General features: G+C 73.8%; 26 protein-coding genes. 15 read left to right on the top strand and 11 right to left on the bottom strand.

The window, feature by feature from the left end:
- Positions 1–29: 29 nt before the first annotated feature.
- The 3 genes from ACGF3A_RS24265 to ACGF3A_RS24255 all read right to left on the bottom strand — a co-directional run bounded on the left by ACGF3A_RS24265 (position 30) and on the right by ACGF3A_RS24255 (position 4,160).
- A complete protein-coding gene (locus ACGF3A_RS24265; RefSeq protein ID WP_393732362.1) occupies positions 30–866 on the bottom strand; it encodes a heparin lyase I family protein in 837 nt (278 codons plus the stop codon).
- 51 nt (positions 867–917) lie between these two features.
- Positions 918–2,930 carry a PQQ-binding-like beta-propeller repeat protein gene (locus ACGF3A_RS24260; RefSeq protein ID WP_393732361.1) on the bottom strand — a complete coding sequence of 671 codons (2,013 nt, stop codon included), beginning with the start codon at positions 2,928–2,930 and terminating at the stop codon, positions 918–920.
- Positions 2,931–3,053: 123 nt separating this feature from the next.
- On the bottom strand, positions 3,054–4,160 hold the full coding sequence (locus tag ACGF3A_RS24255; RefSeq protein WP_393732360.1) for a substrate-binding domain-containing protein: 1,107 nt from the start codon (positions 4,158–4,160) through the stop codon (positions 3,054–3,056).
- 209 nt (positions 4,161–4,369) lie between these two features.
- On the opposite strand from ACGF3A_RS24255, the gene ACGF3A_RS24250 reads away from it, so the two are divergent.
- Entirely contained in the window at positions 4,370–4,594 is a 225-nt protein-coding gene (locus ACGF3A_RS24250; RefSeq protein ID WP_393732359.1) for a hypothetical protein, read from the top strand.
- A gap of 57 nt (positions 4,595–4,651) precedes the next feature.
- Here the strand turns inward: ACGF3A_RS24250 and ACGF3A_RS24245 are convergent, their stop codons facing one another.
- The gene (locus ACGF3A_RS24245; protein WP_393732358.1) at positions 4,652–5,527 is read right to left on the bottom strand and encodes an alpha/beta hydrolase family protein; all 876 of its coding nucleotides are present in this window, start codon (positions 5,525–5,527) and stop codon (positions 4,652–4,654) included.
- 57 nt (positions 5,528–5,584) lie between these two features.
- Between ACGF3A_RS24245 and ACGF3A_RS24240 the strand changes: the two genes are divergently transcribed.
- Together ACGF3A_RS24240 and ACGF3A_RS24235 are read left to right on the top strand one after the other, a co-directional pair.
- Positions 5,585–6,301, top strand: a complete 717-nt coding sequence (locus ACGF3A_RS24240) for a HEAT repeat domain-containing protein (protein WP_393732357.1) — start codon at positions 5,585–5,587, stop codon at positions 6,299–6,301.
- A gap of 6 nt (positions 6,302–6,307) precedes the next feature.
- The gene (locus ACGF3A_RS24235; protein ID WP_393732356.1) at positions 6,308–7,327 is read left to right on the top strand and encodes a MerR family transcriptional regulator; all 1,020 of its coding nucleotides are present in this window, start codon (positions 6,308–6,310) and stop codon (positions 7,325–7,327) included.
- 35 nt (positions 7,328–7,362) lie between these two features.
- Here ACGF3A_RS24235 and ACGF3A_RS24230 read toward each other — a convergent pair whose 3' ends face one another.
- Positions 7,363–8,061 carry a TetR/AcrR family transcriptional regulator gene (locus ACGF3A_RS24230; RefSeq protein ID WP_393732355.1) on the bottom strand — a complete coding sequence of 233 codons (699 nt, stop codon included), beginning with the start codon at positions 8,059–8,061 and terminating at the stop codon, positions 7,363–7,365.
- A gap of 118 nt (positions 8,062–8,179) precedes the next feature.
- On the opposite strand from ACGF3A_RS24230, the gene ACGF3A_RS24225 reads away from it, so the two are divergent.
- On the top strand, positions 8,180–9,967 hold the full coding sequence (locus ACGF3A_RS24225) for an ABC transporter ATP-binding protein (RefSeq protein ID WP_393732354.1): 1,788 nt from the start codon (positions 8,180–8,182) through the stop codon (positions 9,965–9,967).
- A complete protein-coding gene (locus ACGF3A_RS24220) occupies positions 9,964–11,682 on the top strand; it encodes an ABC transporter ATP-binding protein (RefSeq protein ID WP_393732353.1) in 1,719 nt (572 codons plus the stop codon). Before ACGF3A_RS24225 ends, ACGF3A_RS24220 begins: the two co-directional genes overlap by 4 nt.
- Here ACGF3A_RS24220 and ACGF3A_RS24215 read toward each other — a convergent pair.
- Positions 11,673–12,605 carry a TIGR03564 family F420-dependent LLM class oxidoreductase gene (locus ACGF3A_RS24215; RefSeq protein WP_393732352.1) on the bottom strand — a complete coding sequence of 311 codons (933 nt, stop codon included), beginning with the start codon at positions 12,603–12,605 and terminating at the stop codon, positions 11,673–11,675. The genes ACGF3A_RS24220 and ACGF3A_RS24215 overlap by 10 nt on opposite strands.
- A gap of 115 nt (positions 12,606–12,720) precedes the next feature.
- Between ACGF3A_RS24215 and ACGF3A_RS24210 the strand changes: the two genes are divergently transcribed.
- The 5 genes from ACGF3A_RS24210 (at position 12,721) to ACGF3A_RS24190 (ending at position 15,602) form a co-directional block, all read left to right on the top strand.
- Positions 12,721–13,665, top strand: a complete 945-nt coding sequence (locus ACGF3A_RS24210) for a LysR family transcriptional regulator (RefSeq protein WP_393732351.1) — start codon at positions 12,721–12,723, stop codon at positions 13,663–13,665.
- Positions 13,662–14,093 (top strand): methyltransferase domain-containing protein, encoded by a 432-nt coding sequence (locus ACGF3A_RS24205; protein WP_393732350.1) that lies wholly within the window; start codon positions 13,662–13,664, stop codon positions 14,091–14,093. The genes ACGF3A_RS24210 and ACGF3A_RS24205 overlap by 4 nt, the downstream gene beginning before the upstream one ends.
- An 87-nt stretch (positions 14,094–14,180) precedes the next feature.
- Positions 14,181–14,633, top strand: coding sequence for a DUF3995 domain-containing protein (locus ACGF3A_RS24200; protein ID WP_393732349.1), 453 nt, complete (start codon positions 14,181–14,183; stop codon positions 14,631–14,633).
- Positions 14,614–15,123 (top strand): RNA polymerase sigma factor, encoded by a 510-nt coding sequence (locus ACGF3A_RS24195; protein WP_393732348.1) that lies wholly within the window; start codon positions 14,614–14,616, stop codon positions 15,121–15,123. The genes ACGF3A_RS24200 and ACGF3A_RS24195 overlap by 20 nt, the downstream gene beginning before the upstream one ends.
- A complete protein-coding gene (locus ACGF3A_RS24190) occupies positions 15,120–15,602 on the top strand; it encodes a hypothetical protein (RefSeq protein WP_393732347.1) in 483 nt (160 codons plus the stop codon). The genes ACGF3A_RS24195 and ACGF3A_RS24190 overlap by 4 nt, the downstream gene beginning before the upstream one ends.
- Before the next feature lie 65 nt (positions 15,603–15,667).
- Here the strand turns inward: ACGF3A_RS24190 and ACGF3A_RS24185 are convergent, their stop codons facing one another.
- From ACGF3A_RS24185 to ACGF3A_RS24165, 5 genes are all read right to left on the bottom strand, one after another.
- Positions 15,668–16,168 carry a hypothetical protein gene (locus ACGF3A_RS24185; RefSeq protein WP_393732346.1) on the bottom strand — a complete coding sequence of 167 codons (501 nt, stop codon included), beginning with the start codon at positions 16,166–16,168 and terminating at the stop codon, positions 15,668–15,670.
- Between the two features lie 46 nt (positions 16,169–16,214).
- Complete coding sequence (locus ACGF3A_RS24180; protein WP_393732345.1) at positions 16,215–17,168, bottom strand: sigma-70 family RNA polymerase sigma factor; 954 nt, start codon at positions 17,166–17,168, stop codon at positions 16,215–16,217.
- A 10-nt stretch (positions 17,169–17,178) separates the two neighbouring features.
- The gene (locus ACGF3A_RS24175) at positions 17,179–18,375 is read right to left on the bottom strand and encodes an NAD(P)/FAD-dependent oxidoreductase (RefSeq protein ID WP_393732344.1); all 1,197 of its coding nucleotides are present in this window, start codon (positions 18,373–18,375) and stop codon (positions 17,179–17,181) included.
- 108 nt (positions 18,376–18,483) lie between these two features.
- The gene (locus ACGF3A_RS24170; RefSeq protein ID WP_393732343.1) at positions 18,484–18,660 is read right to left on the bottom strand and encodes a hypothetical protein; all 177 of its coding nucleotides are present in this window, start codon (positions 18,658–18,660) and stop codon (positions 18,484–18,486) included.
- 108 nt (positions 18,661–18,768) lie between these two features.
- On the bottom strand, positions 18,769–19,614 hold the full coding sequence (locus tag ACGF3A_RS24165; RefSeq protein WP_393732342.1) for an SDR family NAD(P)-dependent oxidoreductase: 846 nt from the start codon (positions 19,612–19,614) through the stop codon (positions 18,769–18,771).
- A gap of 94 nt (positions 19,615–19,708) precedes the next feature.
- On the opposite strand from ACGF3A_RS24165, the gene ACGF3A_RS24160 reads away from it, so the two are divergent.
- The 5 genes from ACGF3A_RS24160 (at position 19,709) to ACGF3A_RS24140 (ending at position 23,224) form a co-directional block, all read left to right on the top strand.
- Complete coding sequence (locus ACGF3A_RS24160) at positions 19,709–20,131, top strand: MarR family winged helix-turn-helix transcriptional regulator (protein WP_393732341.1); 423 nt, start codon at positions 19,709–19,711, stop codon at positions 20,129–20,131.
- Between the two features lie 67 nt (positions 20,132–20,198).
- Entirely contained in the window at positions 20,199–20,819 is a 621-nt protein-coding gene (locus ACGF3A_RS24155) for a DUF2975 domain-containing protein (protein WP_393732340.1), read from the top strand.
- Positions 20,819–21,037: a helix-turn-helix domain-containing protein gene (locus tag ACGF3A_RS24150; protein ID WP_393732339.1), complete on the top strand. Its 219-nt coding sequence runs from the start codon at positions 20,819–20,821 to the stop codon at positions 21,035–21,037. Before ACGF3A_RS24155 ends, ACGF3A_RS24150 begins: the two co-directional genes overlap by 1 nt.
- A 447-nt stretch (positions 21,038–21,484) precedes the next feature.
- Entirely contained in the window at positions 21,485–22,345 is an 861-nt protein-coding gene (locus ACGF3A_RS24145; RefSeq protein WP_393732338.1) for a helix-turn-helix domain-containing protein, read from the top strand.
- 333 nt (positions 22,346–22,678) lie between these two features.
- Complete coding sequence (locus ACGF3A_RS24140; protein WP_393732337.1) at positions 22,679–23,224, top strand: hypothetical protein; 546 nt, start codon at positions 22,679–22,681, stop codon at positions 23,222–23,224.
- Positions 23,225–23,259: the final 35 nt, after the last annotated feature.

Genomic DNA, 23,259 nt, shown 5'->3' with positions numbered 1-23,259 from the left:
GTGCCCTTCATGGCGGTGCTGCGGAGCTGTCAGCGGGACTTCGAGGCGCCGGCGCCCTTGGCGAGGTCCAGGACGCGGATGTTGTCGTGCTCGACGGTCCGGGTCGGGACGTTGCCGTTGTCGATGGTCTGGTCGGGCCGGTAGAGGCCCCACTTGAGGTAGCCGAAGGTGGTGGGGTTCTCCGGGTGGAAGGTCTTCACGTCCTTGTACGTCTTGCGCAGGGTGAAGCCGGACTCGCCGGGGAGCTTGCTGGAGACCTTGTAGTAGCCCGTCTTGTCGTCGGTCCAGCGGACGTCGACGCGGAAGGTCATCCACTTGTTGATGTACGGCTTGAAGTCGTCGACGACGGTGGTCTGGAGGTTCAGCAACGGCGACCGGAACTCGACGCTGTTGCGCTGGGCCATGAGATAGAAGGACGGCCTGTTTCCGCCCGCGTGCTTGCCCTGGAAGATGATGTCCCCGTTCGTCGGGTCCCCGGGCTTGTAGGTCTTCCAGTCCTTGAGGAGGACGTCGAACTCGTAACGGTGTTCGTCGCCCACCTCGATACGGCCCTCGGGGAGCTTGTCGGTGGCGCTCTCGCTGCGCGGGGCGCCGTTGGAGACGTAGTCGGGGTCGTCGAGCGTGACCTTGTGGGTGACGGCGTGGTCGTCTCCGGAACGCACGACCTCGGAGGCGTCCTTGGCCTTGGCGTGCGTCGTGGTCAGGTTCGGTATGCCGGAGTTGAGGCTGCCGTCCTTGTAGTTCACGTCGAGCTGCGGCGACCGGGCGTCGTGCTCCTCGTCGGCCTGGGCGCCGGTGAGGACCGCGGCGGTCAGTGCCCCGCCGAGACCGAGGCCGACCGCGGCGCGTACTGCTGTCTTGTTCATCTCGATGCGTCTTTCTGTGTGGGGGGATGTGGGGGGGGTGGGGGAGCGGGGCTAGTCGTCGATGCGGACGAGGTTGTCGCCGCGGAGGGTGTAGATCCGGCCGCGCGGGTCGGCGGCGAGGTGCGGTCCGCTGTACCACCTGCCGTTGATCTCGGGGACGACGGTGCGTACGGCGAACGTCTTCGGGTCGAAGCGGAAGAGCGTGGTGTCGGAGACGGCGTGCACGACGCCGCGGGCGGTGGTCATGGCCGCGAACCCGGGGCAGAGTTCGCCCAGGTCCGCGGTGTGGACGAGGCCGCGCTCGCGGACGTCGAGGACGAAGAAGCCGCCCTTCCTGGTCAGTCCGTACAGGTGCGGGCCCCGGACGGCGAGTGCCGCGACGCCCGTGGGGAAGGGGAGGTCCTTGCGCCACAGCTCCTCACCGGCGACGGGGTCGTAGGCGACGACCGTGCCGCGGGGGCCGTCGGTGTAGGGGTTGTCGCCGCCGAGGTAGGCGGTGCCGCGCCGGGTGGCGACCGCGCGGACCAGCTGCCACTCGTCGACCGGGTTGACGCGGATCCGCGACTTCCCGGTGCCGGGCGCGTACGTCCACAGTGAGCCGCCGCCCTCGGTGTCGGACTGCACTCCGGCCAGCAGCAGCCGGTTGACCGGGTCGAAGCAGACGTCAAGCGGCCGGTTCTGCTCGTGGGGGAAGTGCGCGGCCTGGCGGGGCGGACGGCCGTCGCGGGGGTCGTACGTCCAGATGCCCAGCGAGTTGTACTGGCCGGTGTGGAGGACTCCGTCGACGATCTCGGCGTCCTTGGCCTCGCCGGGGATCCGGAGGTTGACGACTGCCCCGGAGGCGCCCTTGTCCTTGCGCAGGTCGTGGCGGGCGAGGGCGCCGGTGCCCCCGACGTACGCGTACCGGCCGTCCGTGGCGATCCCCATGCACGACTGCGGGCCCTCGGGCGCACCGGCGGGGCCGAGTTCGGTGATGTCGCAGCTCCGGTCGGAGAGGTCGATCTCGGCGACGAAGCCGAACGCCGAGACGGCGACCAGCTTGCCGTCGCGGTGGTCCAGCCCCCAGACCTCGCCCAGCTCGGGGCCGTCGAACTCGACGCGCGAGACGGTCCTGTCCTTCTTCGAGAAGGCGGACACCCCGGCGTCGTCGGTGAAGTAGACCGCGTCGTCGTCGGAGGTGAGCGTCTTGGCCATCGCGCCGTTCGTACGGACGACCGTGTACGAGGACGGGTCGGTCAGGTCCATCACGGCCAGGTGCGCGGACCCGGTCGACCCCGAGGTGCCGATGACGAGCTTGCCGTCGAGGACGGCGAGTTCGCGCAGGCTGGGGTCCTTCGCCAGCTCGGGCGGCAGCACGGAGCCGAACTCGCGCGTGCGCCGGTCGTAGGCGAACAGCGAGGCCTTGCCCGCGCCGCCCCCGCCGGTCAGGACGCTGCCCGCGCCGAAGTAGACGGTCGTGTCGGTGGCGGCCACGGCCCGGGCGAGGGTGGCCTTCGGGTCGGGGACGCCGAGGCCGGTCACCTTCCCGCTGGCCGGGTCGTACTCCCACAGCTGCGAGGCCTTGCCCGGGGTGCCGCCGACGGCGAAGACCGTGCCGTCGGGGGCGACGGTCAGCTCCCGTACGTCGCGCTCGCCCGTACGTCCCAGGGCTTCGGCCTTCTTGGCCGGGGCGCGCGGGTCCCAGCGGTAGAGGTTGGGCTCGCCGTCGGACTTGGACAGGACACCGGCGTAGACGTAACGGCCCCCGGGGTCCGCCGCGAGGGCCTGCACGCTGTGGCCGGAGGCGAGTTCGGTGCGGGAGGTCACCTTGCGGGTGGGGAGGTGGAAGCCGATCAGCCGGGCGGGGTCGAGATTGCGCGAGCCGATGCAGACGGTGTCACCGACCAGCACGCCGCTCATGAGCGCGAACTGGACGATGCCGGGGCCCAGGTCGGTGATCCTCGTCCGGCCCGGTGCCGCCCAGGTGGAAGTGGGGGACAGCGCGGAGGCGGAGGCGGCCAGCCCCAGTGCGCCGGTCGTCTGGAGCAGACGGCGTCTGCTGATGAAGGGGGTTTGCTGCTGCATCTGGCACATCATTCGACAGCAACGAAAACCGCGTCAATGCTTGAGCTTTCGAAATCTTGTAAGTGAAAGAAAGTGAAAGGTACTTCCGGGTGTCCGGTTGTCCGGGTGTGGACCCCGCCCGTGTCAGCCGTGCCCGCACGACGCCCGTACGCGTAGCTCGGGGCGGAGCAGCAGCTCGGCCAGCGGCGGAGCGGGGTCGGCGAGCCTGCGCCGCATCAGCTCCACGGCCCACGCGCCCACGGCCCGCTTCGGCGGGGCGACGGCGGTCAGGGGGACGTCGTTGAGCTCGGCGACCTCGTCGTCGTACGTGACGACCGCCAGGTCCTGCGGCACCCGCAGTCCGCGCGTCTGCAGCAGGCCGACCAGCGTGACGGCGTCGAGGTCGTTGTGCACCAGCGCCGCACTGACCTTCCCCGCCAGCGCCTCCTGGACGAACTCCTCGAACCTCCCCACGGCCGCGTCCGGTTCGGCGGCCGTACGGATGTGGTGCTCGGGACCACGGGGCAGGCCCAGACTCCGTACGGCCGCGGCGTAACCCTCGCTGATCAGCGGGGTGTTGGGGCTTTCCACGCGGGCGACCAGGGCGATCCGCTCGTGCCCGAGCCCGGCGAGGTGGCGGACCGCCAGGCCCGCGCCGTACGCGTGATCGGACGCGACCTGCTCCACCCGGCCCGCGCCCGGCCCGACGCGCCGCTCCATCAGCACCGTCGGCATCTCCAGGCCGCTCAGCCACCGTTCGGTCCCGTCCACGGGGCCGAGTCCCGCGCGCGGCATCAGCAGCAGGCCGTCGACTCCGGCCGCCGCGAGGCGGCGCACCTGCTCCTGGTTCGCCGTCAGCGTCTCGCCGGAGACGGCCAGCACGACGCGGAACCCATGGGTCCGCGCGGCGTCCTGCACGCCGCGGATGACCTCGGGGTAGTAGTAGTCACCCGGCGGGACGACCAGGCCGAGCGTGTGCCGCGGGTGCGCCTGTGCCTGCGCCGCCGCCTCCGCTTGTGGCTGCTGCCGCGCGGCGGCGTCCCCCGTGTCCGTGGCGGCGGACCGCTCCGTGGCCAGCGGCATCACGCCGCCGTGCACGCGCGCGACCAGCCCCCGCGCGGCGAGATCGCGCACGTCCTGCCGCAGTGTGACGGCGGAGACGCCCATCTCCGCCGCCAGTTCCTTCACCTTGACGGCCCCCCGCTGCTCCACCGCCCGCAGGATCGCCTCGCGCCGCTCCTCGACCAGCACCCCGCACCCCTCTCCCACTCGAAAGTCGAAAGATATCAACGGATTCGACGGGGCGAACGGTGCAGTTGATGCCGTGGGACGTCACAGAGGTTCGACGGAGACGTCCGGGGTTGTCCACAGGGGTATCCGCCTCGGGCGCGTATCCGTACGGTCGTTCTGAACGGGACACCAACGGGGGCAAACGGGGGTCAGCGGTGCACGGAGTGGTGATGGATGACAAGGCGGCCCAGGTGATGGCCGGGCTGCCCGACGAGGTGGCGCGGGAAGAGATAGCCGCCCTGCTCGCGGACGTACGGGCCCGGCCGCGCGCCCACCCGGACGTCCGGGAGATCGTGGGCGCCGAGGTCCGGGAGGCGTTCTCCGCCTTCTGCTGGGTGCAGTACGCGGTGCGGGACGGGGCCGTCGCGATCCGCGACATCGGCTGGACGGGCTGAGACCCGCCCCGGCGGCGGCCCCTCGCGGGTCGCGGAACGCGGGTCGCGGGACGCGGGTCAGGTGAGCCGTCGCCGGAAGAAGTCGGCGGCCTCGCCGCCGACCCGGAAGCGGACGGCAGGATCGGCGGGCTCCGCCGCGAAGAAGTCGTCGTGGCGAACCCCGGGTCCGGCCGAGTGGCCGCTCGCGCCGGGGATGTGCTCCAGGTAGGGCCGGGTGTCGGTCTCGTACGGGTTGACCGTGTCGGCCCCGCCCCACCGGATCTCCACCGGCACCTGAACGCTGGCCAGGCTCTCCGGCGTCACGAGGCCGCCAGAGCCGGGGGCCACTTGGAAGACGGCTCGCACCCGGCGGTCGGAGAGGTCGGCCCCGGCGCCGTCCACCGCGTGCCGCGAGGCCTCGTCCTGCGGGTATTTCGCGCGCAGCGCCTCCAGCACGCCCGGGAACTCAGGCGTCTCCGGCAGGGGAACCGCCCCCGTGAACACGGCCCACAGCGCCTCCGGGGAGACGCGGGCCCCGGCCAGCGCCGCCGCCGTATAGGCCCCGAGGGAGAACCCCGCGGCGCCGACCGGACCCAGCGGCCCCTCCTGGGCGAGGGCGTCGAGGGCGAAGGAGACGTCCCGGGGCCGTTCCCAGACGTGGAGGAAGCCCTCCGGTTCGTAGCCGTCGACGAAGTTGTTGCCGTGGTGGTCCAGGGCGGCCACCCGGAAGCCCGCCTCCCTCAGCGGGCGTACCAGCCAGTCCATGTCGCTGCCCGAACCTCCGGTGCCGTGCGACACGGCGATCAGCGGGGCGGGGGCGGGGGTGGCGACGGGAGTGCGCGGCTCCCACAGATAGAGACGGACGGGACGAGGGCGCTCCGGCTCCCGGAGATCACGGCGCGACTCGTCGTACAGGACACGGATCCGTGGCTGTTCCTGACCAGCGGTCGTCATGGCGACAGCGTAGGGAACGCCTGGCCGGGTGCGGCAGGCCCGGTTGACCTTGACACGGTGACAAGGTCTTCACTGCTTGCCCAGGAGGTGGTCCTGGTGACGGTCACGGGGCAGGAGGCGGAGCGCGCGCTGCGGGGACTGGGGGACGGGCGGGCGTCCGTGCGGTTGCGGGCGGCGATGGCGGTCGGGTCCGCGCCCGATCCGCGCTATGTCGAGGCGCTGGTCGAGCGGTGTGCGAGCGAGCCCGAGTTCTTCGTGCGGGACATGCTGACCTGGGCGCTCACCCGGCACCCGGTGTCCCTGACGCTTCCCGCGCTGCTGCGCGAGGTCCGTGCGGAGCGGGCGCAGGCGCGGAGCCAGGCGCTGCACACGCTCTCCAAGATCGGGGACCGGCGGGCGTGGCCCGCGCTCACCCGCGAGCTGCTCCGGGACCCCGAGGACGAGGTGGCCAGGAGCGCGTGGCGGGCCGCGGTCCTGCTCGTACCGGAGGGCGAGGAGCCCGCGCTCGCCACGGTGCTGGCGACGCAGCTCGGGCGGGGCGGCCGGGAGACGCAGCTCAGCCTCAGCAGGGCCCTGGTCGCGCTGGGCGCGGCGGCCGAGCCCGTGCTGCGCGCCGCGGGGCGGGGCGCGGGGCAGGACGCGGGGGACCCGGGCGTACGGGCGCACGCGCTCGCCACGGAGCGGCTGCTGCGGGACCCTGACGCCGGATTCGAGTTCGCGATCGAGGAGGCGAAGCGCGTCGTGGCTCTCGGCGGGGCGGCGCCGGAGGGATGATGGAGCGTGTTGATCGGTGAGGTGGCGCGACGGTCCGGTGTCAGTGCGCGGATGCTCCGGCACTACGAGTCGTTCGGACTGGTGAGCCCCTCGGGGCGGACGGGCTCCGGCTATCGGGAGTACGCGCCGGGGGACATCCAGCGGATCTTCCACATCGAGAGCCTCCGTACGCTGGGGCTCTCGCTGCGCGAGATCCAGCGCGCGCTCGACGACCCCGGCTTCACGCCCTCGGCGCTCGTCGACGACCTCATCCGGCAGACGCGCGAACGTATCGCGGCCGAGACCGAGCTGCTCACGCGGCTGCGCCGGATCGACGCCGCGGACCCCACCGGCTGGCAGGAGGTCCTCCAGGCCGTCGCGCTGCTCCAGGCGCTGGAGTCGAAGAGCGCCGGTACGCGCCAGCGCGCGGCGCTCTCCTCGGCAGACGCGGACCCGGTGCCGGTGGAGGCCCTGGTCGAGGCGGTGCTGAGCGAGTCCGAGCCGAACGTCGCAGGGGCCCTGCGCTGGGCGCTCGCACGCGCGGGCGACGGCGTTCCGGCGCTGCTCGCCGAGGGCCTGGACTCGCCGGTCGCGGCGGTGCGCGAACGAGCCGTCCAGACCCTCGCCGAGATCCCGGAGGAGCCCGGCGCCGCCGTACGGCTGCGGGACGCCCTCGCGCACCCTGACCCCGTGGTGCGCGGCCACGCGGCGCTGGCCCTCGGGGCGCGTGGCGAGGCCGGAGCGGTCCCGACACTGGTCGACATGGTCGTGGCGGGCCGGAACGACACCGACGCCGCCGACGTGCTGAGCGTGCTGGCGGGCGACGCCGCGACGGCGGACCGTATCGCGGGCCTGCTCGCCGACCGTCTCGCCCTCGACGGCACGGAGGCACCCGCGCGCGGACGGCTGACCCAGGCGCTCGCGGGCATCCCGGGGGCGCGCGCTTCCCGCGCGCTCGTGGAGCTGTCGCACGACGGGGACCGTGCCGTCGCGCTGACGGCGACGTACCTGCTGCGGCTGCGCGACAGCGGCACAGAGGGGCAGTGACGGTCCGGCGGTGATCCGGCGGTGATCCGGCGGGCTCAGGTCAGGCCCGCCCGTCCCGCCCGTCCTGCCCGTGCGCGGACGCCGTCGAGCACCGTGTCGAGCATGCGGTCGAACTCCTCCCGCGAGCCGAAGTCGTCCAGCCGGTGGGCGAGTACGGAGAGCGTCGGGTGCGCGTCCGCGTCGATCGCGGGCACGGCGCCGGGCCCGGTCTCTCCGCCGCTGGTGCGCGCCAGCAGGTGCCCGTTGAGGAAGCTGATCAGCACCATCGGCGTGTCCACGACCAGCTCGTCGGGGAGCCCCGTGTCGCGCATCGCGGTGAGCAGCCGTTCGAGGGCGGCGAGGATCGCCGGGGAGGTCGCCGAGACGGCCGCGGGGGACGTCTGCGCGTGCGTGAGCAGGAGCGGGAAGATCTGCGGGTGGCGCAGGGCCATGTCCCGGTAGCTGTACGCGAGTCGGCGGGCGACCGCCTCCCAGTCCTCCGACGCCCCCTCGTCGCCGCCGCCCCCGTCGTCCGCGACGTCGACCTCGGCGAGCACCGCCTCGCAGACGGCGTCCAGCAGCGCAGCCTTGCCCTTGATGTGGTGGTAGATCGACATCGGGTCGACCCCGAGCTCGTCCGCCAGCCGCCGTACGCCGAAGCGCTCCGGCCCTTCACGGTCGACGAGGGCGACCGCCGCCGCCGCGATCCGCGTGCGGTCGAGTCCCGCCGAGGTCCCTCGTGCGCGTCGTGCCACGTGCGCGTCCTTCCCGTTTCCCGCTTGCCAAACCTACGACGTAGAACTTACCGTGCAAGCGAAACCTACGCCGTAGATTTCATTGAGGGGCGATGGGCAACCAGGAAAGGGGGGCGCGGTGAAGGAGCTGATACGGCCGCATCTGCCGGGGTTCGCGGTCGTGGTGGTCCTCCAGGTGACCGGCGCGCTCGCGGGGCTGGCGCCGCTGCTCGCGGTCGTCGAGCTGGGCCGTACGCTGCTGGCGCCCGGACCGGCCGACCGCGGGCACGTCTGGACGGTCGTCGCGCTGGGCGCGGCCGGTCTGTTCGTACGGCTGGTGTGCACGGCCGCTTCGTCGGGGGTGGCGCATCTGCTCGACGGCCGTGTGCAGCTGGCGCTGCGGCGGCGGCTGGCCGCGCAGCTGGGGCGGGTGCCGCTCGGCTGGCTGGCCGGGCGCCGGAGCGGCGAGCTGAACAAGGTGGTGGGCGAGGACGTCGGCGCCGTGCACCCGTTCCTCGCGCACGCTCCGGGCGAGCTGGTCTCCGCGTTCGTGGTGCCGCTGGTCTCGCTCGTCTATCTGTTCACCGTCGACTGGCGGATGACGCTGATCACGCTGATCCCGGTGGTGCTCGCGCTCGCGCTCGTGCCGCTGATGATGGCCTCGGCCCGGCAGCGCGAGCAGCGGGAGTTCGACGCGGCCATGGGGCGGATCGCCGACTCGGCGGTCGAGTTCGTGCGGGGCATCGCGGTGGTCAAGGCGTTCGGCGAGGGAGAGCGTGCCCACCGCGCCTTCCTCACGGCCGCGGACCGGTTCGCCGAGGTCTTCGGCCGGTGGGTGCGCGGCATCTCCGGCATCGCCGCGGGCATGCAGCTCGCGCTCTCGCCGCCGTTCGTGCTGCTGGTGGTGGTGACCGGCGGCGCCGCCCTCATCACCGGCGGCTCACTCGCCCCGGCCGACCTGCTGCCCTTCCTGCTGCTCGGGCTCGGGCTGACCGCCCCCGTCGCGGCCCTCGGCCACGGCTTCGACGATCTGCAGGCGGCCTGGCGGGCGCTCGGCCGGATCCGCGAGGTCCTCGCGGTGCCGCCGCTGCCCGAGCCCGCGCGCCCCGTCACGCCCAGCGGGCACCGGGTGGAGCTGCGCGGTGTCCGGTACGGGTACGAGCCGGGCCGCGAGGTCCTGCGGGGCGTCGATCTCGCCCTGGAACCGGGCACGTTCACCGCGCTCGTCGGCCCCTCCGGCGGCGGGAAGTCCACGCTGGTCCAGCTGCTGCCGCGGTTCTTCGACCCCACCGAGGGCACGGTCACCCTCGGCGGCGTGGACCTGCGCGAGCTGAGCGGCCGGGAGCTGTACCGGAAGGTGGCCTTCGTCTTCCAGGACGTACGGCTGCTGCGCGCCTCGGTCACCGACAACATCGCGCTGGCCGTCCCCGACGCGGGCCCGGGGGAGGTGGAGCGGGCCGCGCGGCAGGCGGGCGTCCACGAGCGGATCCTCGAACTGCCGCGCGGCTACGCCACCGTGCTCGGCGAGGAAGCCACCCTTTCGGGCGGTGAGGCCCAGCGTCTCGCGCTGGCCCGCGCGCTGCTCACCGAGGCGCCGGTGCTGGTGCTGGACGAGGCGACCGCGTTCGCCGACCCGCGCACCGAACGCGCCGTGCGCGAGGCCCTGGCCGCGCTGCGCGGCAGGCGCACGCTCCTGGTCATCGCCCACCGGCTGGAGACCGTCGCCGACGCCGACACCGTCCTCGTCCTGGAGGACGGCACGGTCACCGAACGGGGCCGCCCCGCGGAACTCCTCGCCCGCGAGGGCCGGTTCGCCGAGCTCTGGCGCGGCCACCGGTCGGCGGCGGTGACCGCCGGGACGGCCGAACCGGGGGCCGTGCCCCACCACGTACCGCACCACGCACAGCGAGGAGGCGAGCCGCGATGATCCGCACGCTGCTGCGCGTACTGGGCGAGGAGTACACCCGCCCCGTGCGCCGCACCGTGGCCCTGATGTCCGCCGCCGCCCTCGCCGAGGGCCTGACCTGCGCGCTGCTCGTGCCCGTGCTGCGGGCGCTGTTCGGGCCCGAGCCCGCGGACGTATGGCCGTGGCTCTGCGCGTTCGCCGCCGCCGTCGCCGGGTGCGCGGTGCTGCGCTACGTCGCCGACCTGTCCGGCTTCCGGGTGGGCACCACGATGCTGCGCGGCATGTACCACCGGCTCGGTGGTCATCTGGCCCGGCTGCCCCTCGGCTGGTACGGCGCGGACCGCGTCGGCCAGGTCTCCGTGCTGGCCAGCCGGGGTGTGCTGCGGGCGATGAGCGTGCTCGCGCACGTGCTGGGCCCGTTCCTCGCCGCCTGTGTCACCCCGCTCACCGTCGTCGCCGTGATGCTCGCCTTCAACTGGCAGATGGGGCTCGCCGCGCTGGCCGCCGTACCGCTGGTGGCCGTGGTCCAGGCGCGCTCCGGGCGTGCGACGGCCGACGCCGACGCGCGGCGTGCGGCGCACGAGCAGCAGGCGACCGCGCGCGTCCTCGAATACCTCCAGGCCCAGCCCGTGCTGCGCGCCGGAGGCCGAACCGACGAACGCTTCGAACTCCTGGACGCCGCCCTCCGCGACATCCAGCACACCAACCGCCGCCTCGCGCGCGCCACGCTGCCCGGCGTGCTGGGCCTGACCCTCACCGTGCAGGCGGTCTTCACCGCGCTGCTCGCCCTGGGCGCCTACCTCGCACTCGGCGGCAGCCTCGGTACCGCGGACGTACTGGCCCTGCTGGTGCTGGCCGCGCGCTGCGCCGATCCGCTGCTGTCGCTGGCCGAGATCGGCGGCCAGCTGCGCGCCGTCCGCGCCGAGCTGACCCGGCTCGACGCCGTGCTGCGCACCGAGCCGCTCCCCGAGCCCGCCGAACCGGTCCGGCCGACGGGCCACGCCCTGGAGTTCGACGCCGTCACCTTCCGGCACGGCGGCCGTACGGTGCTCGACGGCGTCTCCCTGACCGTTCCCGAGGGGCGGCGGCTCGCGGTCGTCGGCCCGTCGGGCGCGGGCAAGACCACCCTGCTCCAGCTCCTCGCGCGCTTCTACGACGCGGACGCGGGCGCCGTCCGGGTCGGCGGCGCGGACGTCCGTACGATCGCGACGGAGGAGCTGATGGCGCGGATCGCCCTCGTCTTCCAGGACGTCCACCTCTTCGACGGCACCATCGAGGAGAACGTACGCCTGGGCCGCCCCGGCGCCACCGCGGCGCAGCTGCGGGAGGCGGCCGCCGCCGCCCGGCTCGACGAGGTCGTCGACCGCCTCCCGGACGGCTGGGCCACGCACGTCGGCGAGGGCGGCGCCCGGCTCTCGGGCGGCGAGCGTCAGCGCGTCTCCATCGCCCGCGCGCTCCTCAAGGACGCGCCGGTCGTGCTGCTCGACGAGGTCACGTCAGCGCTCGACCCGGTCAACGAGGCGGCCGTCCACGAGGGCATCGAGCGCCTGATGGCGGGCCGCACCGTGGTGATGGCCGCCCACCGCCTCCGCACGGTGCGGCACGCCGACACCCTCGTCTTCCTGGACGGCGGCCGGACGGCGGAGCACGGCACCCACGACGAACTCCTCGGCCGCGACGGCCGCTACGCCGAGTTCTGGCGCCTCTCCCAGGCGGAACCGAGCGCTCACGGTTGAGCTACGGCGGCACCTGCAGCGGCGGTGGCGGTGGCGGCCAGCACCTCCCGTGTGGCGTCCGGCTGGTCGCCCGTCGGGACCGCGATGAGGTCGGTCGTCCCCGCGTCCCCGTAGCGCGCGAGCTGGCGCAGGACCTCGGACTCGGAGCCGACGACGGCCGTCTCCGCGACGTTCGTCAGCCCGTCGCGCTCCAGCAGCGCGCGGTACGCGGGCATCGAGCCGGCGCCTCCGAAGACCTCCGCGAGGTCGTCGCGTACGCGGTCGGGCTCGGCGGTGACCGCGACGAGGGCCATGACCACGACCCGGGGCGAGGTCCCCGGCGGGGCACCCGCCTCGACACCCGGCACCAGGTGCCGGGCGACCAGCCCCGGCCGCGCCCAGGTCACCACGGTGCCGTCCGCCAGCTCGCCCGCGAGCCGCAGCATCCTCGGGCCGAGCGCGGAGAGCAGGACGCCGGGCGGCGGGGGAGCGGCCTCGGGAACGTCGAGCCGCGTCACCGCCGTCAGCCGCTCGCCCCGGTGCTCGACGGCCTCGCCGCGCAGCAGGGGCCGCAGGATCTCCAGGTACTCGCGGGTGTGGGCCACCGGCGCGTCGTACGGGATGCCCCACTGGCCCTCGACGATGCCCGGATGGCTGGGGCCGATGCCGAGGGTGAGCCGTCCGTCCGTGAGCGCGTGCACGGTGAGGGCCGAAGCGGCGAGGTTCACCGGGTGCCGCGCGTACGTCGGCACGATCGCCGTCCCCAGCTCGGCCCCCGCCGGGCCCGCCGCGCCGACCGCCGCCAGCACGCTCAGCGGATCGTGGCCCGTGGGCCCCTGGTTGACCCAGGCGTGCGCGAAGCCGCCCTCGACGGTACGGCGTACGGACGCGGCCGCCTCCGGGGCGCTCAGGCCCGTGTCCATGGTGTGGATTCCCAGTCGCATGGTGACGAGTCAAGCCCGGGAATGCCGCGCGAACCAGACGCGTTCGCCCTGCGCAGTCATCACATCCCGTGATGACTGAGAGATCCGCAGGACGGACAAGGGGGGGCGGTCGCCCGTGGAGCTGCGCGCGCTGCGCTATTTCGTCGTCGTCGCCGAGGAGTTGCACTTCGGGCGGGCCGCCGAGCGGCTGCACATCGTGCAGCCCGCCGTCAGCCAGCGCATCGCGCGGCTCGAACGGGAGCTGGGCGTCGGCCTGTTCGACCGCTCGACCCGCCACGTACGGCTGACCACCGCCGGACGCCGGCTCCTCCCGCACGCCCGCGACACCCTCGCCGCCGCCGAGCGCGTCCGCGCCACGGCGGGCGAACTGGCCTCGGGGGAGTGCGGCGTGATGCGCCTCGGCACGGGTTCCGGTTTCGGCGACCGCCTGGCGCGCGGCGTCCGCACGCTGCGCCGCGCCCACCCCGGCGTCGAGCCGGTCCTCATCGACCGCCCCGTGGCCGGGCGCCTCGACGGCGTACGCCGTGGGGAGCTGGACTTCGCGCTGATCCGCGGGGTGGGGGAGGGCACGCCCGAGGCGCGCGGACTGCGCGTGCTGCCGCTGTGGACCGAGCCGCTGCACGCGGTGCTGCCCGCCGGGCACGTGCTGGCGGCCGAGCCCGCGCTGCCGCTCGCCCGGCTCGCCGCGCTGCCGTTCCGCTTCCCCTCGCGGGAGGAGGACGCGCCGCTGCACGGCATCATCGTGCAGGCGTTCCGCGAGGCGGGCGTCCACCCGACGCTCGGCCGCCCCGCCGGAACGGTCCGGGACACCCTCGTGGAGATCGGCACCAGCGCGGACACCTGGACCCTCGCCACCCCGCCCATGCTCGCCTCGGCCCCACCACCGTCCCCGGCCCAGGTCGTCAGCGTCCCCCTGGACCCGCCCCTCCATATCCCGGCCGGTCTGATCGCCCCCGCGCACTTCTCCGAGGAGTGCGCCCGCACAGCCGCCGACGCCTTCTCCCCCTCCGCCTCCACCTCTCCTTCCCCCTCCACCTCTCCTTCCCCCTCCACGCCATGAGCGCCGAACTGTCGGATCGCCTCGCCCGGGTGGTCGACGCGCTGCCGCTGCGCCCGGGCACGCGCGTCCTGGAGATCGGCGGCGCGCCCGGCGCCGCGGCACGGGAGGTCGCCCGGCGCGTGGCTCCCACCGGGCATGTGCTCGTCCTGGACCGGTCACCGGCCGGGATCGAGCGGACCCGGCTCGGCTGCGCGGCCGAGATCGCCTCGGGGCTGCTCTCCACCCTGTGCGCCCCGGTCGAGTCCTTCACGCTGCCGCCCGAAACCCCGGTCTTCGACCTGGCGTTCGCGTGCCGGGTCGGAGCCCTCGACGGCCGTCACCCCCGGCTCCACGGGCCCGCTCTCGCCCGTATCCGCGCGGCCCTCGCGCCGCACGGGACGCTGTACGTCGACACGGGGGATCCCCTGACCCGTGTCGGCCTCGGCTGAGAATTCCCGTACTCCGAGGGAACGTTTCGCGCGGACGCCTCCTCCACTGGGCGACGGATTCCACCGCTGCCTGCTCCGGGAGACCCCATGCCGTACGGACCCGACAACCCCGCCCTCACCCGGGGCGCCGCGCTCATCGCCTCCGTGCTCACCGCCGACGCCCTGCTCCACCTGTACTGGACGACGGGCGCCACCTGGCCCGCCGCCGACGACAGGAGCCTGTCCCTGGCGGTCCTCGGCACGGACGTACCGTTCACGCCGCCGGTCCTGCTGCCCCTCGTCGCCCTGCTCCTCACCGGCGCGGCCCTCGTCCTCGCCCACTCCCGCCGCCCTCGCCACCCGCTCCTCCGCCTCGGCACCCTGGCCGTGGCCGCGGGGCTCTCGCTGCGCGGACTGGCCGGGGTCTACTGGCTGTTCGCCAAGGAGACCGGCACCGCGTTCTACTGGCTCAACCTCGCGCTGTACACCCCGCTGTGCGCCGTGCTGGCCGTCGCAGCGCTGCGCGTGGCGCGGTGGAAGGATGCGGTCCGTGCCCGATGAGCGAACCGTCCGGCTCGTACGAGCCGCGCAGCGTGGCGACACCCTCGCCATGGCCGAACTCCTCGACCTCCTCGCCCCGTACGTGGGCCGCGTCTGCGGGCCCATCGCCCTGGACCAGGGCGCGGACGCGGCGCAGGAGGCGCTGGTCGCGGTCTTCAGGTCGCTGCGCACCCTCAAGGACCCGGCGGCGCTGCACGGCTGGGTCCGCGCCATCGCCGTACGGGAGGCGGTCCGCACCGCGCACCGCGCCGCCCGCGCCGTACCGGCCGATCTCAGCGCGCTGCCCGCCCGCGGCGACCCCCAGCTCTCCGCCGACATCAGGGACGTGCTGGACCGGCTCTCCCCCGAGCACCGCGCGGTGCTGATGCTGCGTGACGTGGAGGGCCTGGACGAGCGCACCGCCGCGGCGCTGCTCGGTGTCCGCACCGGCACCGTCAAATCGCGGCTGCACCGGGCCCGCGACATCTTCCGGAAGGCGTGGACGTCATGAACGAGCCCTGGACGAACCAGCCTTGGACGAACGAGCCTTGGCCCACCACCGAAGTCGACCCCGTGCGCCGCCTGCGCGCCCTGGCCGCGGGCGTCCGCGGCGCCCATGTGACCGAGGCGTACGTCGACGCGCCGTTCGCACGTGTCTGGGACCTGCTGGGCGACCTGGAGGACGCCTTCGGGCACGTCGTGACCGACATGGAGCGCCTGCGCGTCGTCCACCGCGCGGGCGAGCGCGTGGAGGCGGTGGCGCGCAGCAGGTACGGGATGCGGGCCCGGCTGCGCGGGACGCACCGTCCCGGCTGGTGCTGGCTGCAGAGCCGGTTCCTGCTGGTCGGCGTGGCCGCGACGCCCGAAGGCCCGGGCACGCGGGTGGCGTTCACCGGCGGCGTACGGCTGCCCGCCCGCGCCGCGCTGATCCCCCTGGGCGTACGCCGCGAGGGCCGCCGCAACGTCCAGCGCCTGACGGCCCTGCTGTGACCCCGCCTCGGCACGGCGAGCCCGTCTCGGCCGGGTGCACCGGGCACACCGGGTACTCCCGCTCGTCACCACGCCCGTCGCCAGTACTGCACGCGGAAGAACTCGTCCACGTCGCGCAAGTCCTCCTCGTGCCCCTGGTGAGCGCGTTCGACGGGGTCCTGTCCCCTGCGCAGGGGGACGGGCGCGGTCTCCGGGGAGACGCAGAAGGCCATGCGCAGCCGGTAGGTGCCGGGTCCTGGCAGGGTGAACACGTCCTCGTCGATGCCCGCCGCGATGACCTCGACACCGAGGACGCCACTGGGCATCACCACCTCGGCCTCCTCCACCCGGGACCAGGCACCTTCCTGTTCCCGCGGCGGCTCCCCGTCCCAGCTCTCCAGCCGGAGCCGGATGAAGGCCACGTTGGAGACCAGGTCGGGGTAGACCATCCCGGTGTCGGTGCGCAGCCACGCGCCGCCCTCCGGGGGGTCCACGTGGTACGTGTCGGCGGCGCACTCCATGTCGATGAGGCCGAACGTGCCGTAATCGACCGTGACTTCCCGCGTGGTGGCATCCAGCATCCCCATGGCGCTGAACGGTAGCCGCTCCGCGAAACCGGGCACGCCGCTCGCCTCACCAGTGGGAGAGGAGCGGCGTGTCCGGGCCGTGCCGCCGCCAGGACTCGGTGAGGCGTACGAGGCGGGCGGGGGCGGCGATGCCGCGTACGGTCGCGATCCTGCCGCCGCCGAGGTCGAACGTCACGGCGCCGGAGACGCGGTCGCCGACCACGAAGAGGAGTGCGGGGGCGCCGTTGACGCGCGCGTGGTGGACGGAGGGCGTGCCGCCGACGAGCCGCCGCTTCGCGGCCGCCGGCTTGAAGCCCGCCCGTGCGACGGCGGCGATGCGCTGCGGAGTGTCGTACCGCAGCAGCGTCCTGGTCAGCCCGGCGCCGTCGGAGATCGCCGTCGCGTCGTCGGTGAGCAGCGCCACCAGCTCTTCGGTACGTCCCGAGACCGCGGCGGCGAAGAACTCCTCGACGATCCTGCGCGCGGAGTCCGGGTCGGCCGCGCCGCCACGGTGGCGCGCGGCGGCGATGCGGCGCCGGGCCCGGTGGAGGTGCTGCTGGCTCGCGGACTCGCTGATGCCGAGGATCCCGGCGATCTCGGCGTGGCTGTCGCAGAACGCCTCGCGCAGGACGTAGACGGCCCGTTCGACGGGGGACAGGCGCTCCATGAGCGTCAGCACGGCCAGGGAGACCGCTTCGCGCTGCTCGGCGGTGTCGGCCGGGCCGAGCATCGGATCGCCGTCGAGGAGCGGTTCGGGCAGCCAGGCGCCCGCGGTCCGTTCGCGGCGGGTCCGTGCCGAGCGGAGCCGGTCGAGGCACAGATTGGTGACGACCTTGGTCAGCCACGCCTCCGGCACCTCGATCCGCTGCCGGTCGGCGGCCTGCCAGCGCAGGAACGCGTCCTGCACGGCGTCTTCGGCGTCCGTGGCGGAGCCCAGCAGCCGGTAGGCCAGCGAGGCCAGCCGGTTCCGGCTGGCCTCGAACCGGCTGCTGTCGAAGCGGTCGGTGGCGGTGCCGTCCACGTTCCTCACCTTAGACGGCGGCCGTTTCGGGCGCGGCGGTCAGCCGGTGCCTGCGCCGGGGCAGGCCGAGGGTCGGGTACGAGACGCCCCACAGCGCGCCCCGCTGGACGCCCGCCTTGATCCGCAGGGCCTTCCGGCCGCCCATGAACGTCGGCTTCGGCTGCCCCTCACCGTCGATCAGCTGCAGGATCCCGTCCCGCCGCCCGAGGCTGACGGCGCTGTACCGGTGGACGAGCTTGACGTTCGCGATCTTGCGGCCGGTACGGCGTCCGACGATCGCCTCGATGGCCTGCCGGCCGGTGTACCCGGCCGAGCCGCAGTTCATCGGCAGCGGGAGGCCGTTCTCGCCGAGGGTGTGGACGCTGTCGCCGATGGCGTAGACGTCCGGGTGCGAGACCGACCGCATGGTCCGGTCCACGACGATCCGGCCGTTCCCGGTGACCTCCAGCCCCCCGGCGGCGGCGAGGGGATCGACGGCGAACCCGGCCGTCCACACGGTCGCGTCGGACGCCAGGGAGCTGCCGTCGGCGCACCGGACCCGCGAGGCGCCGACGGCTTCGACGCGGGTGTGCTCCAGGACGGTCACGCCGAGGCGCTCGCAGGCCCGGCGCAGATGGCCCCGGGCCCCGGCGGAGAGCCGGGCGCCCAGCTCGCCGCGGGCGAGCAGCGTGACCGAGAGCCCGGGCCGGGCCTCGGCGACCTCGGTGGCGGTCTCGATGCCGGTCAGCCCGTCGCCGACGACGACCACCCGCCCGCCGTCGCCCTGATCCCGCAGCACTTCCAGCTCGTCCAGGCGTTCGCGCAGCCGTAGCGCCGAGGTCCTGGTGGCGACGTCGAAGGCGTGCTCGGCCACGCCGGGGACGGCGTGGTCGTCGCCGTGGCTGCCGAGCGCGTACACCAGCGTGTCGTAGCCGAGTTCACCGCCGCCGTCCGCGTCGGCCACGGCGACGGACCCGCGCCCGGGGTCGACGGCGGTGACCCGGGCCACGCGCAGCCGGATCCCCGTGCCCGCGAAGACGTCGGCGAGCGGTGGAGCCTCGATGTCCCGGCCCGCCGCCAACTGGTTCAGCCGCTGCCGCTGGACGAAGTCCGGCACGGCGTTGACCACGGTGATCCCGACGTCCGCCGGGGAGAGCCGCCGGGCCAGGTTCCCGGCCACGTACGCCCCGGCGTAACCGGCGCCGAGGACAACGATGCGGTGCTTCATGTGCTGCTCCTGTCGGTTCGCTTCGCCGTGTCCCGCTCTTCGTGGGGTGAGCGGGACAGGGCCCCGATTCCTGACAGGAGTTGTGTGTGGCGTGGGTCACGCCGAGGTCTACCGGAAGAGGGTGCCGGTCTTGTCGCCGATGGCCTGCTTGCGGTCGAAGTAGTCGTTGATGACGACGCGGCAGACCTCGGTCCAGAGCCCGGCCATCACGATCTTCGTCCGTCCGGTGGCGCGGACGGCGGCGCGGAAGTCGGCGTCCTCCCATCGGCGGGGCCGGTGCTCCATACGGTCTGCGGTCTGCGCCCATCGACACTCTCTGCCCTAAACGTCCATACGTTCGCCGAGTTGCGCGATTCGGCGCAATCAGCCGCACCGATTCCCCTCCGTCCCGCTTCACGTGGCCGCGGGGGTGTCGAGGTCGCGTGCGCGGTGGTGGCCCAGGCTCCGGTTCAGCCGTCCCGTTGCCCGCGTGACCGCCGTACGGGGCAGGAGTCGCGCGGCCCAGGTGGTCGCGCGCATGCTCGCGCGCCCGGGGTAGGAGTTGACGGCGCCCTTGGCGTAGGCGTCGAGGGTCCGGGCCGCGACGCGTTCGGGCCGGTCGGTGAACCTGGGGTCCATCGTGGCGGTGGTGCCGTCGAAGAAACCCGTGGCGGTGGCGCCGGGGTGGGCCGCCATGACCCGCACCCCGCTCCCGCGCAACTCCTCGGCCAGGGCCTCGGTGAGCGACAGGACGAACGCCTTCGTCGCGGCGTAGCTCGCCTGGTACGGCATGGGCTGGAACGCCGCCGTGGACGCGACGTTGACGATGCCGCCGCTCCCGCGCGCGGCCATACGGGCGCCGAGCGCGTGGGTCAGGCGCATCAGCGCGACGACGTTCAGCTCGACCGAGGTGACGTGCCGCTCGGACGTGGAGTCCAGGAACGGGCCCACGGTTCCGGCACCCGCGTTGTTGACCAGGAGGTCGACGGTACGGCCGCGCCGGTCCAGCTCCGCGACGAGGCGGGGCACCCCGTCGTCGGCGGCGAGGTCGAGCGCCACCGTCTCGACCTCCACCGTCCCGGCCTCCGCCCTGGCCCCGTGCTCCTCGCGGATCCCGTCGGCAACCCCGCGCAGCGCCTCGCCGGAGCGGGCCACGAGGACCAGGTGGGCGCCGCGCCGGGCCAGTTCGCGGGCGTACGCCGCACCGAGGCCCTTCGAGGCGCCGGTGACGAGGGCGGTGGTGCCGGAGTAGACGCTCATGCGCGTGTCCCTTCCCAAAGTGCTTCGTGTCTCGAAGTACAGGCACCGTACCGTAACAGCTTCGATGCTCGAAGTACGGTGCTAACCTTCCGGCATGACCAATCAGCCGCTGGAAGCGGTGGTGCGCGCCAACCACGAGCTGTTCATGCGCACCGCCGACCGCCTTGCCCGGCCGCTTGAGGAACTGGGGCTCACCCATGCGACGGCGCAGGCGCTGTGGGCGATCGAGCCGGACGGGCCCGCGCCGTCCATGAAGGTGCTCGCGGGGCGGCTGTTCTGCAACGCGCCCAACCTCAACTTCGTCGTCAACCAGCTCATCGACCGCGGGCTGGTCGAACGCGGCACGGACCCCGCCGACCGGCGCGTCCGGGTGGCCGTGCTGACCGCACAGGGCCGGGAGGTCCGCGAACGCGTCGTACGGCTGACGCTCGCCCAGACGCCCTTCGCCGACTGCGACCCGGAGGACCTGGACCGGCTGGCCGAGATCCTGCGGCGGGTGCTCGACGGGGCGGAGTGACGGCCGCTCACCGTGCGGTATATCGTTAATCGATATGCTCGTGCGTCACGGCAGGCAGGGGGAGCCCATGGGTACGAAGTCCTGGTGGAGCCGGACGGACAGCAGGCTGCTGGAGGCGGCCCTCGGCCTGGCCGCCGTGCTGGTCGGCGTCTTCGGGGTGCTGCTCCCCGGGCTCGGGGTGGCCGGGCTCATGGATCCGCTGGACACCCGCGAGGTCGAGACCGAGGCGGCCGCCCGGGTGCCGGACGCCGTGGCCGACGCGGTGACGGGTCAGGGCGTGACCCTCACCGGCACGCACGGGGCCGACCTCGTCCTCGCGGGCCCCACCCTGAGCCAGCGGCTGCTGCTCGCCCTGCCGGAGATCGCCACCAGCCTGCTGCTGCTCCTCGTCCTGGCCCTCCTGCTCCGGATCGCCAGAACCCTGCGCGACGGCGACGTCTTCGTGCCGGAGAACGCGCGGCGCCTGAGCGTCATCGGGCTCACGGTGCTGGCCCAGTCCGTCCTCGCCCCGCTGCTGACGGCGTGCACGACGCAGCTGCTGGTGAGCGGCACTCCCATGGACGGCGAGATCCCCTTCTCGGCCACCTTCACGGGCGCGTACGTCCTGCTGGCCTTCCTCGTCCTCGCCCTGGGAGAAGTCTTCCGCCGCGGAACGCGGCTGCGCGCCGACACCGCGGGGCTGGTCTGATGCCGCCGGAAGAGGAGCACCGGGTCCAGGTCCACCTGGACCGGCTGCTCGCCGAGCGCGGTATGACCCTGTCCGAACTGGCGGCCAGGGTCGGGGTGACGGTGGTCAACCTCTCGATCCTCAAGAACGACCGGGCGAAGGCGATCCGCTTCTCCACTCTCACCGCGATCTGCCGCGAACTGGACTGCCAGCCCGGCGACCTGCTCAGCGTCCGCTAGAAGCCGCCTGGGCCGTGTCCGGCGGATCGTGGTTGCCCTCTACCGTGGCAACTGGGCGGGGGCTGCCCCGCCTGTCCTCCCCCAAGCTCTTCGAGCAGGGAGGTGCCCCCAAGGCTGCGGGTTGTGGGTGGTTGCGCGCGCAGTTCCCCGCGCCCCTGGCGGGGCGCTCCGGGGAGCGCCCTCGACCTCTAGGGGCGCGGGGAACTGCGCGACAAGCCACGACGACAGTCGCAGCCTGCAACGCACAGTAAGGGGCAGCCCCTGCCCAGCCCAGAGACGAGGGCAACCATGATCCGCCGGACACGGCCAGCCGCCCTCGTCCGGTGCGGGAGCACCCAGGCGCCGCCGAGCGTGCCCGGACGGGGGTCGAATTCGACTACGCTCTTGCCCGGTTCAGGCGACGGGCATCGCGCGAGACCGGCGTTGCCGCCAGCGGAGGAGAGGTCCGTGTCGGGTGCCGGAGACGGAGGGCTGCGGATCACGCAGGTCGGCGGCAGGTGGCGGGTGACCCGGGCATGGCCGCCCTGGCTGCGCCCGTATCTGCACAGCTACGTCGGCTACTGGGAGACCGGCAGCCCGGTGCCGTACGAGGCCCGCGTCGTCCCGACCGGGCGGGCCGTGGTGGTGATCAACCTGCGGGAGCCCTTCACGCAGGTGCGCAGGCTGCGCGGGGAGAGCGGGAAGGGCGGCGTGGTCGGTTCGCTGATCGGCGGGCTGGAGGACGGGCCGCGGGTGCTGGCCCATCCCGGTGGCCAGGAGGCGATCCGCCTGGAGTTGACTCCCGTCGGCGCGTACCGGCTGTTCGGCGTGCCGATGCGGGAGTTGGCCAACCGGGTGGTGGAACTCGACGACGTGCTCGGCCCCGGAGCCCGCCTGCTGGTGGAGCGCCTGGCGGGCACCGGCGACTGGTCCGCCCGGTTCGATCTGCTGGACCGCGCCCTGCTGTCCCGCCTGGAGCGGGGCCCCGATCCCGCGCCCGAGGTCAGCCACGCCTGGCGGCTGCTCGCCGGCACGGGCGGGACGGTGCCGGTCGCCCGGATCGCCACCGAGGTCGGCTGGAGCCAGGGCTATCTGGTGCGGCGGTTCACCCAGCAGATCGGTCTCGCGCCGAAGGCCGCGGCCCGCGTGCTGCGCTTTCACCGCGCGATGGGGCTCCTCACCGTCGGGGAGGCGCACCCCGCCACGGTCGCGGAGGCCTGCGGGTTCTACGACCAGTCCCACCTCAACCGCGAGTTCCGGGCGCTGGCCGGGACCACGCCGGGGCAGGTGACGGCTGCCCGCTTCGCGGAGGGGGCGCTCGCCCGGTGAGCCTCGGATGCGGTGCCTCGACCGGTGAACCTCGGCTGCTGAATGGCGCGCTCCGGAAGGTCAGATTTTTCCAATACGGGCTGCCCGCGCCTCGTTAAGGTTCCTCGCAGTGATCCCTCAGGGCCCGCGGACCGGTCGTATGGCCGGGCTACTTCGGGGGAGTCGGCCGGTCTCCGGTCGTCGGAGGCCGCAGTGGGACACCGGGGGAGGGTCCCGGGCGCCGGTGCAGTGCACGGTTGCCCGGGACCGAGCACCTGGTCGAGCCGGTCTCGTTCTCCCGTTTCCTTTGCGGCATGTTGCCCGATCGCATCCGATTCTCAGGGGAGTTCTGCCATGTCGTACCCGAATCCCGGTCCCGGACAGCCGACGCGTCGGCGGGGGCGCTGGGAGCGGTACAAGGTGACGCGCCCGTTCTCCCCGCAGGACCTGGCCGGGCTGTGGGGGTCGATCGTGGGCGTCGTGGCGCTCGCGGCGTTCCTGGGGTGGGCGCTCGACATGAAGGGCGGCGTGGTGATCGTCGCCGCGATCCCGTTCATCTCGTCCTGGTTCGACTCCAAGCGGATCCTGTTCCAGTTCGACGCCTCCGGCGTACGGGTCGAGAACGTGATGCTGCCCTGGACGGACGTCCGCCAGTTCGTGGTGGCCACGCCCCCCGGCGACGCGCACGCGCTGATCGGGGTGCGGCAGCCCCAGGGCGCCCAGCTGCCCGAGGGTACGCGGCTCCCGGCGCCCAGCCCGGCGATGCCGACGCCGCTCTACGTGGCCGTGCAGCGGCAGAAGTTCGACCTGGACAAGATGGTCTCGAAGGCGCGCAAGTACGCCCCGCCCCACGTTCAGGTCATGGTCGCCGAGCCCACGGGGGAGCGGGTCGCCTCCTAGCCCAGGGGCGCGACGGCTGCGGCCGGCCGGTGGTG

This window comes from Streptomyces sp. NPDC048172 (assembly GCF_043202595.1).
GTDB lineage: Bacteria > Actinomycetota > Actinomycetes > Streptomycetales > Streptomycetaceae > Streptomyces.
Note: the sequence above shows the minus strand (reverse complement) of the source record. Positions and strands in the feature narration are given on the sequence as shown.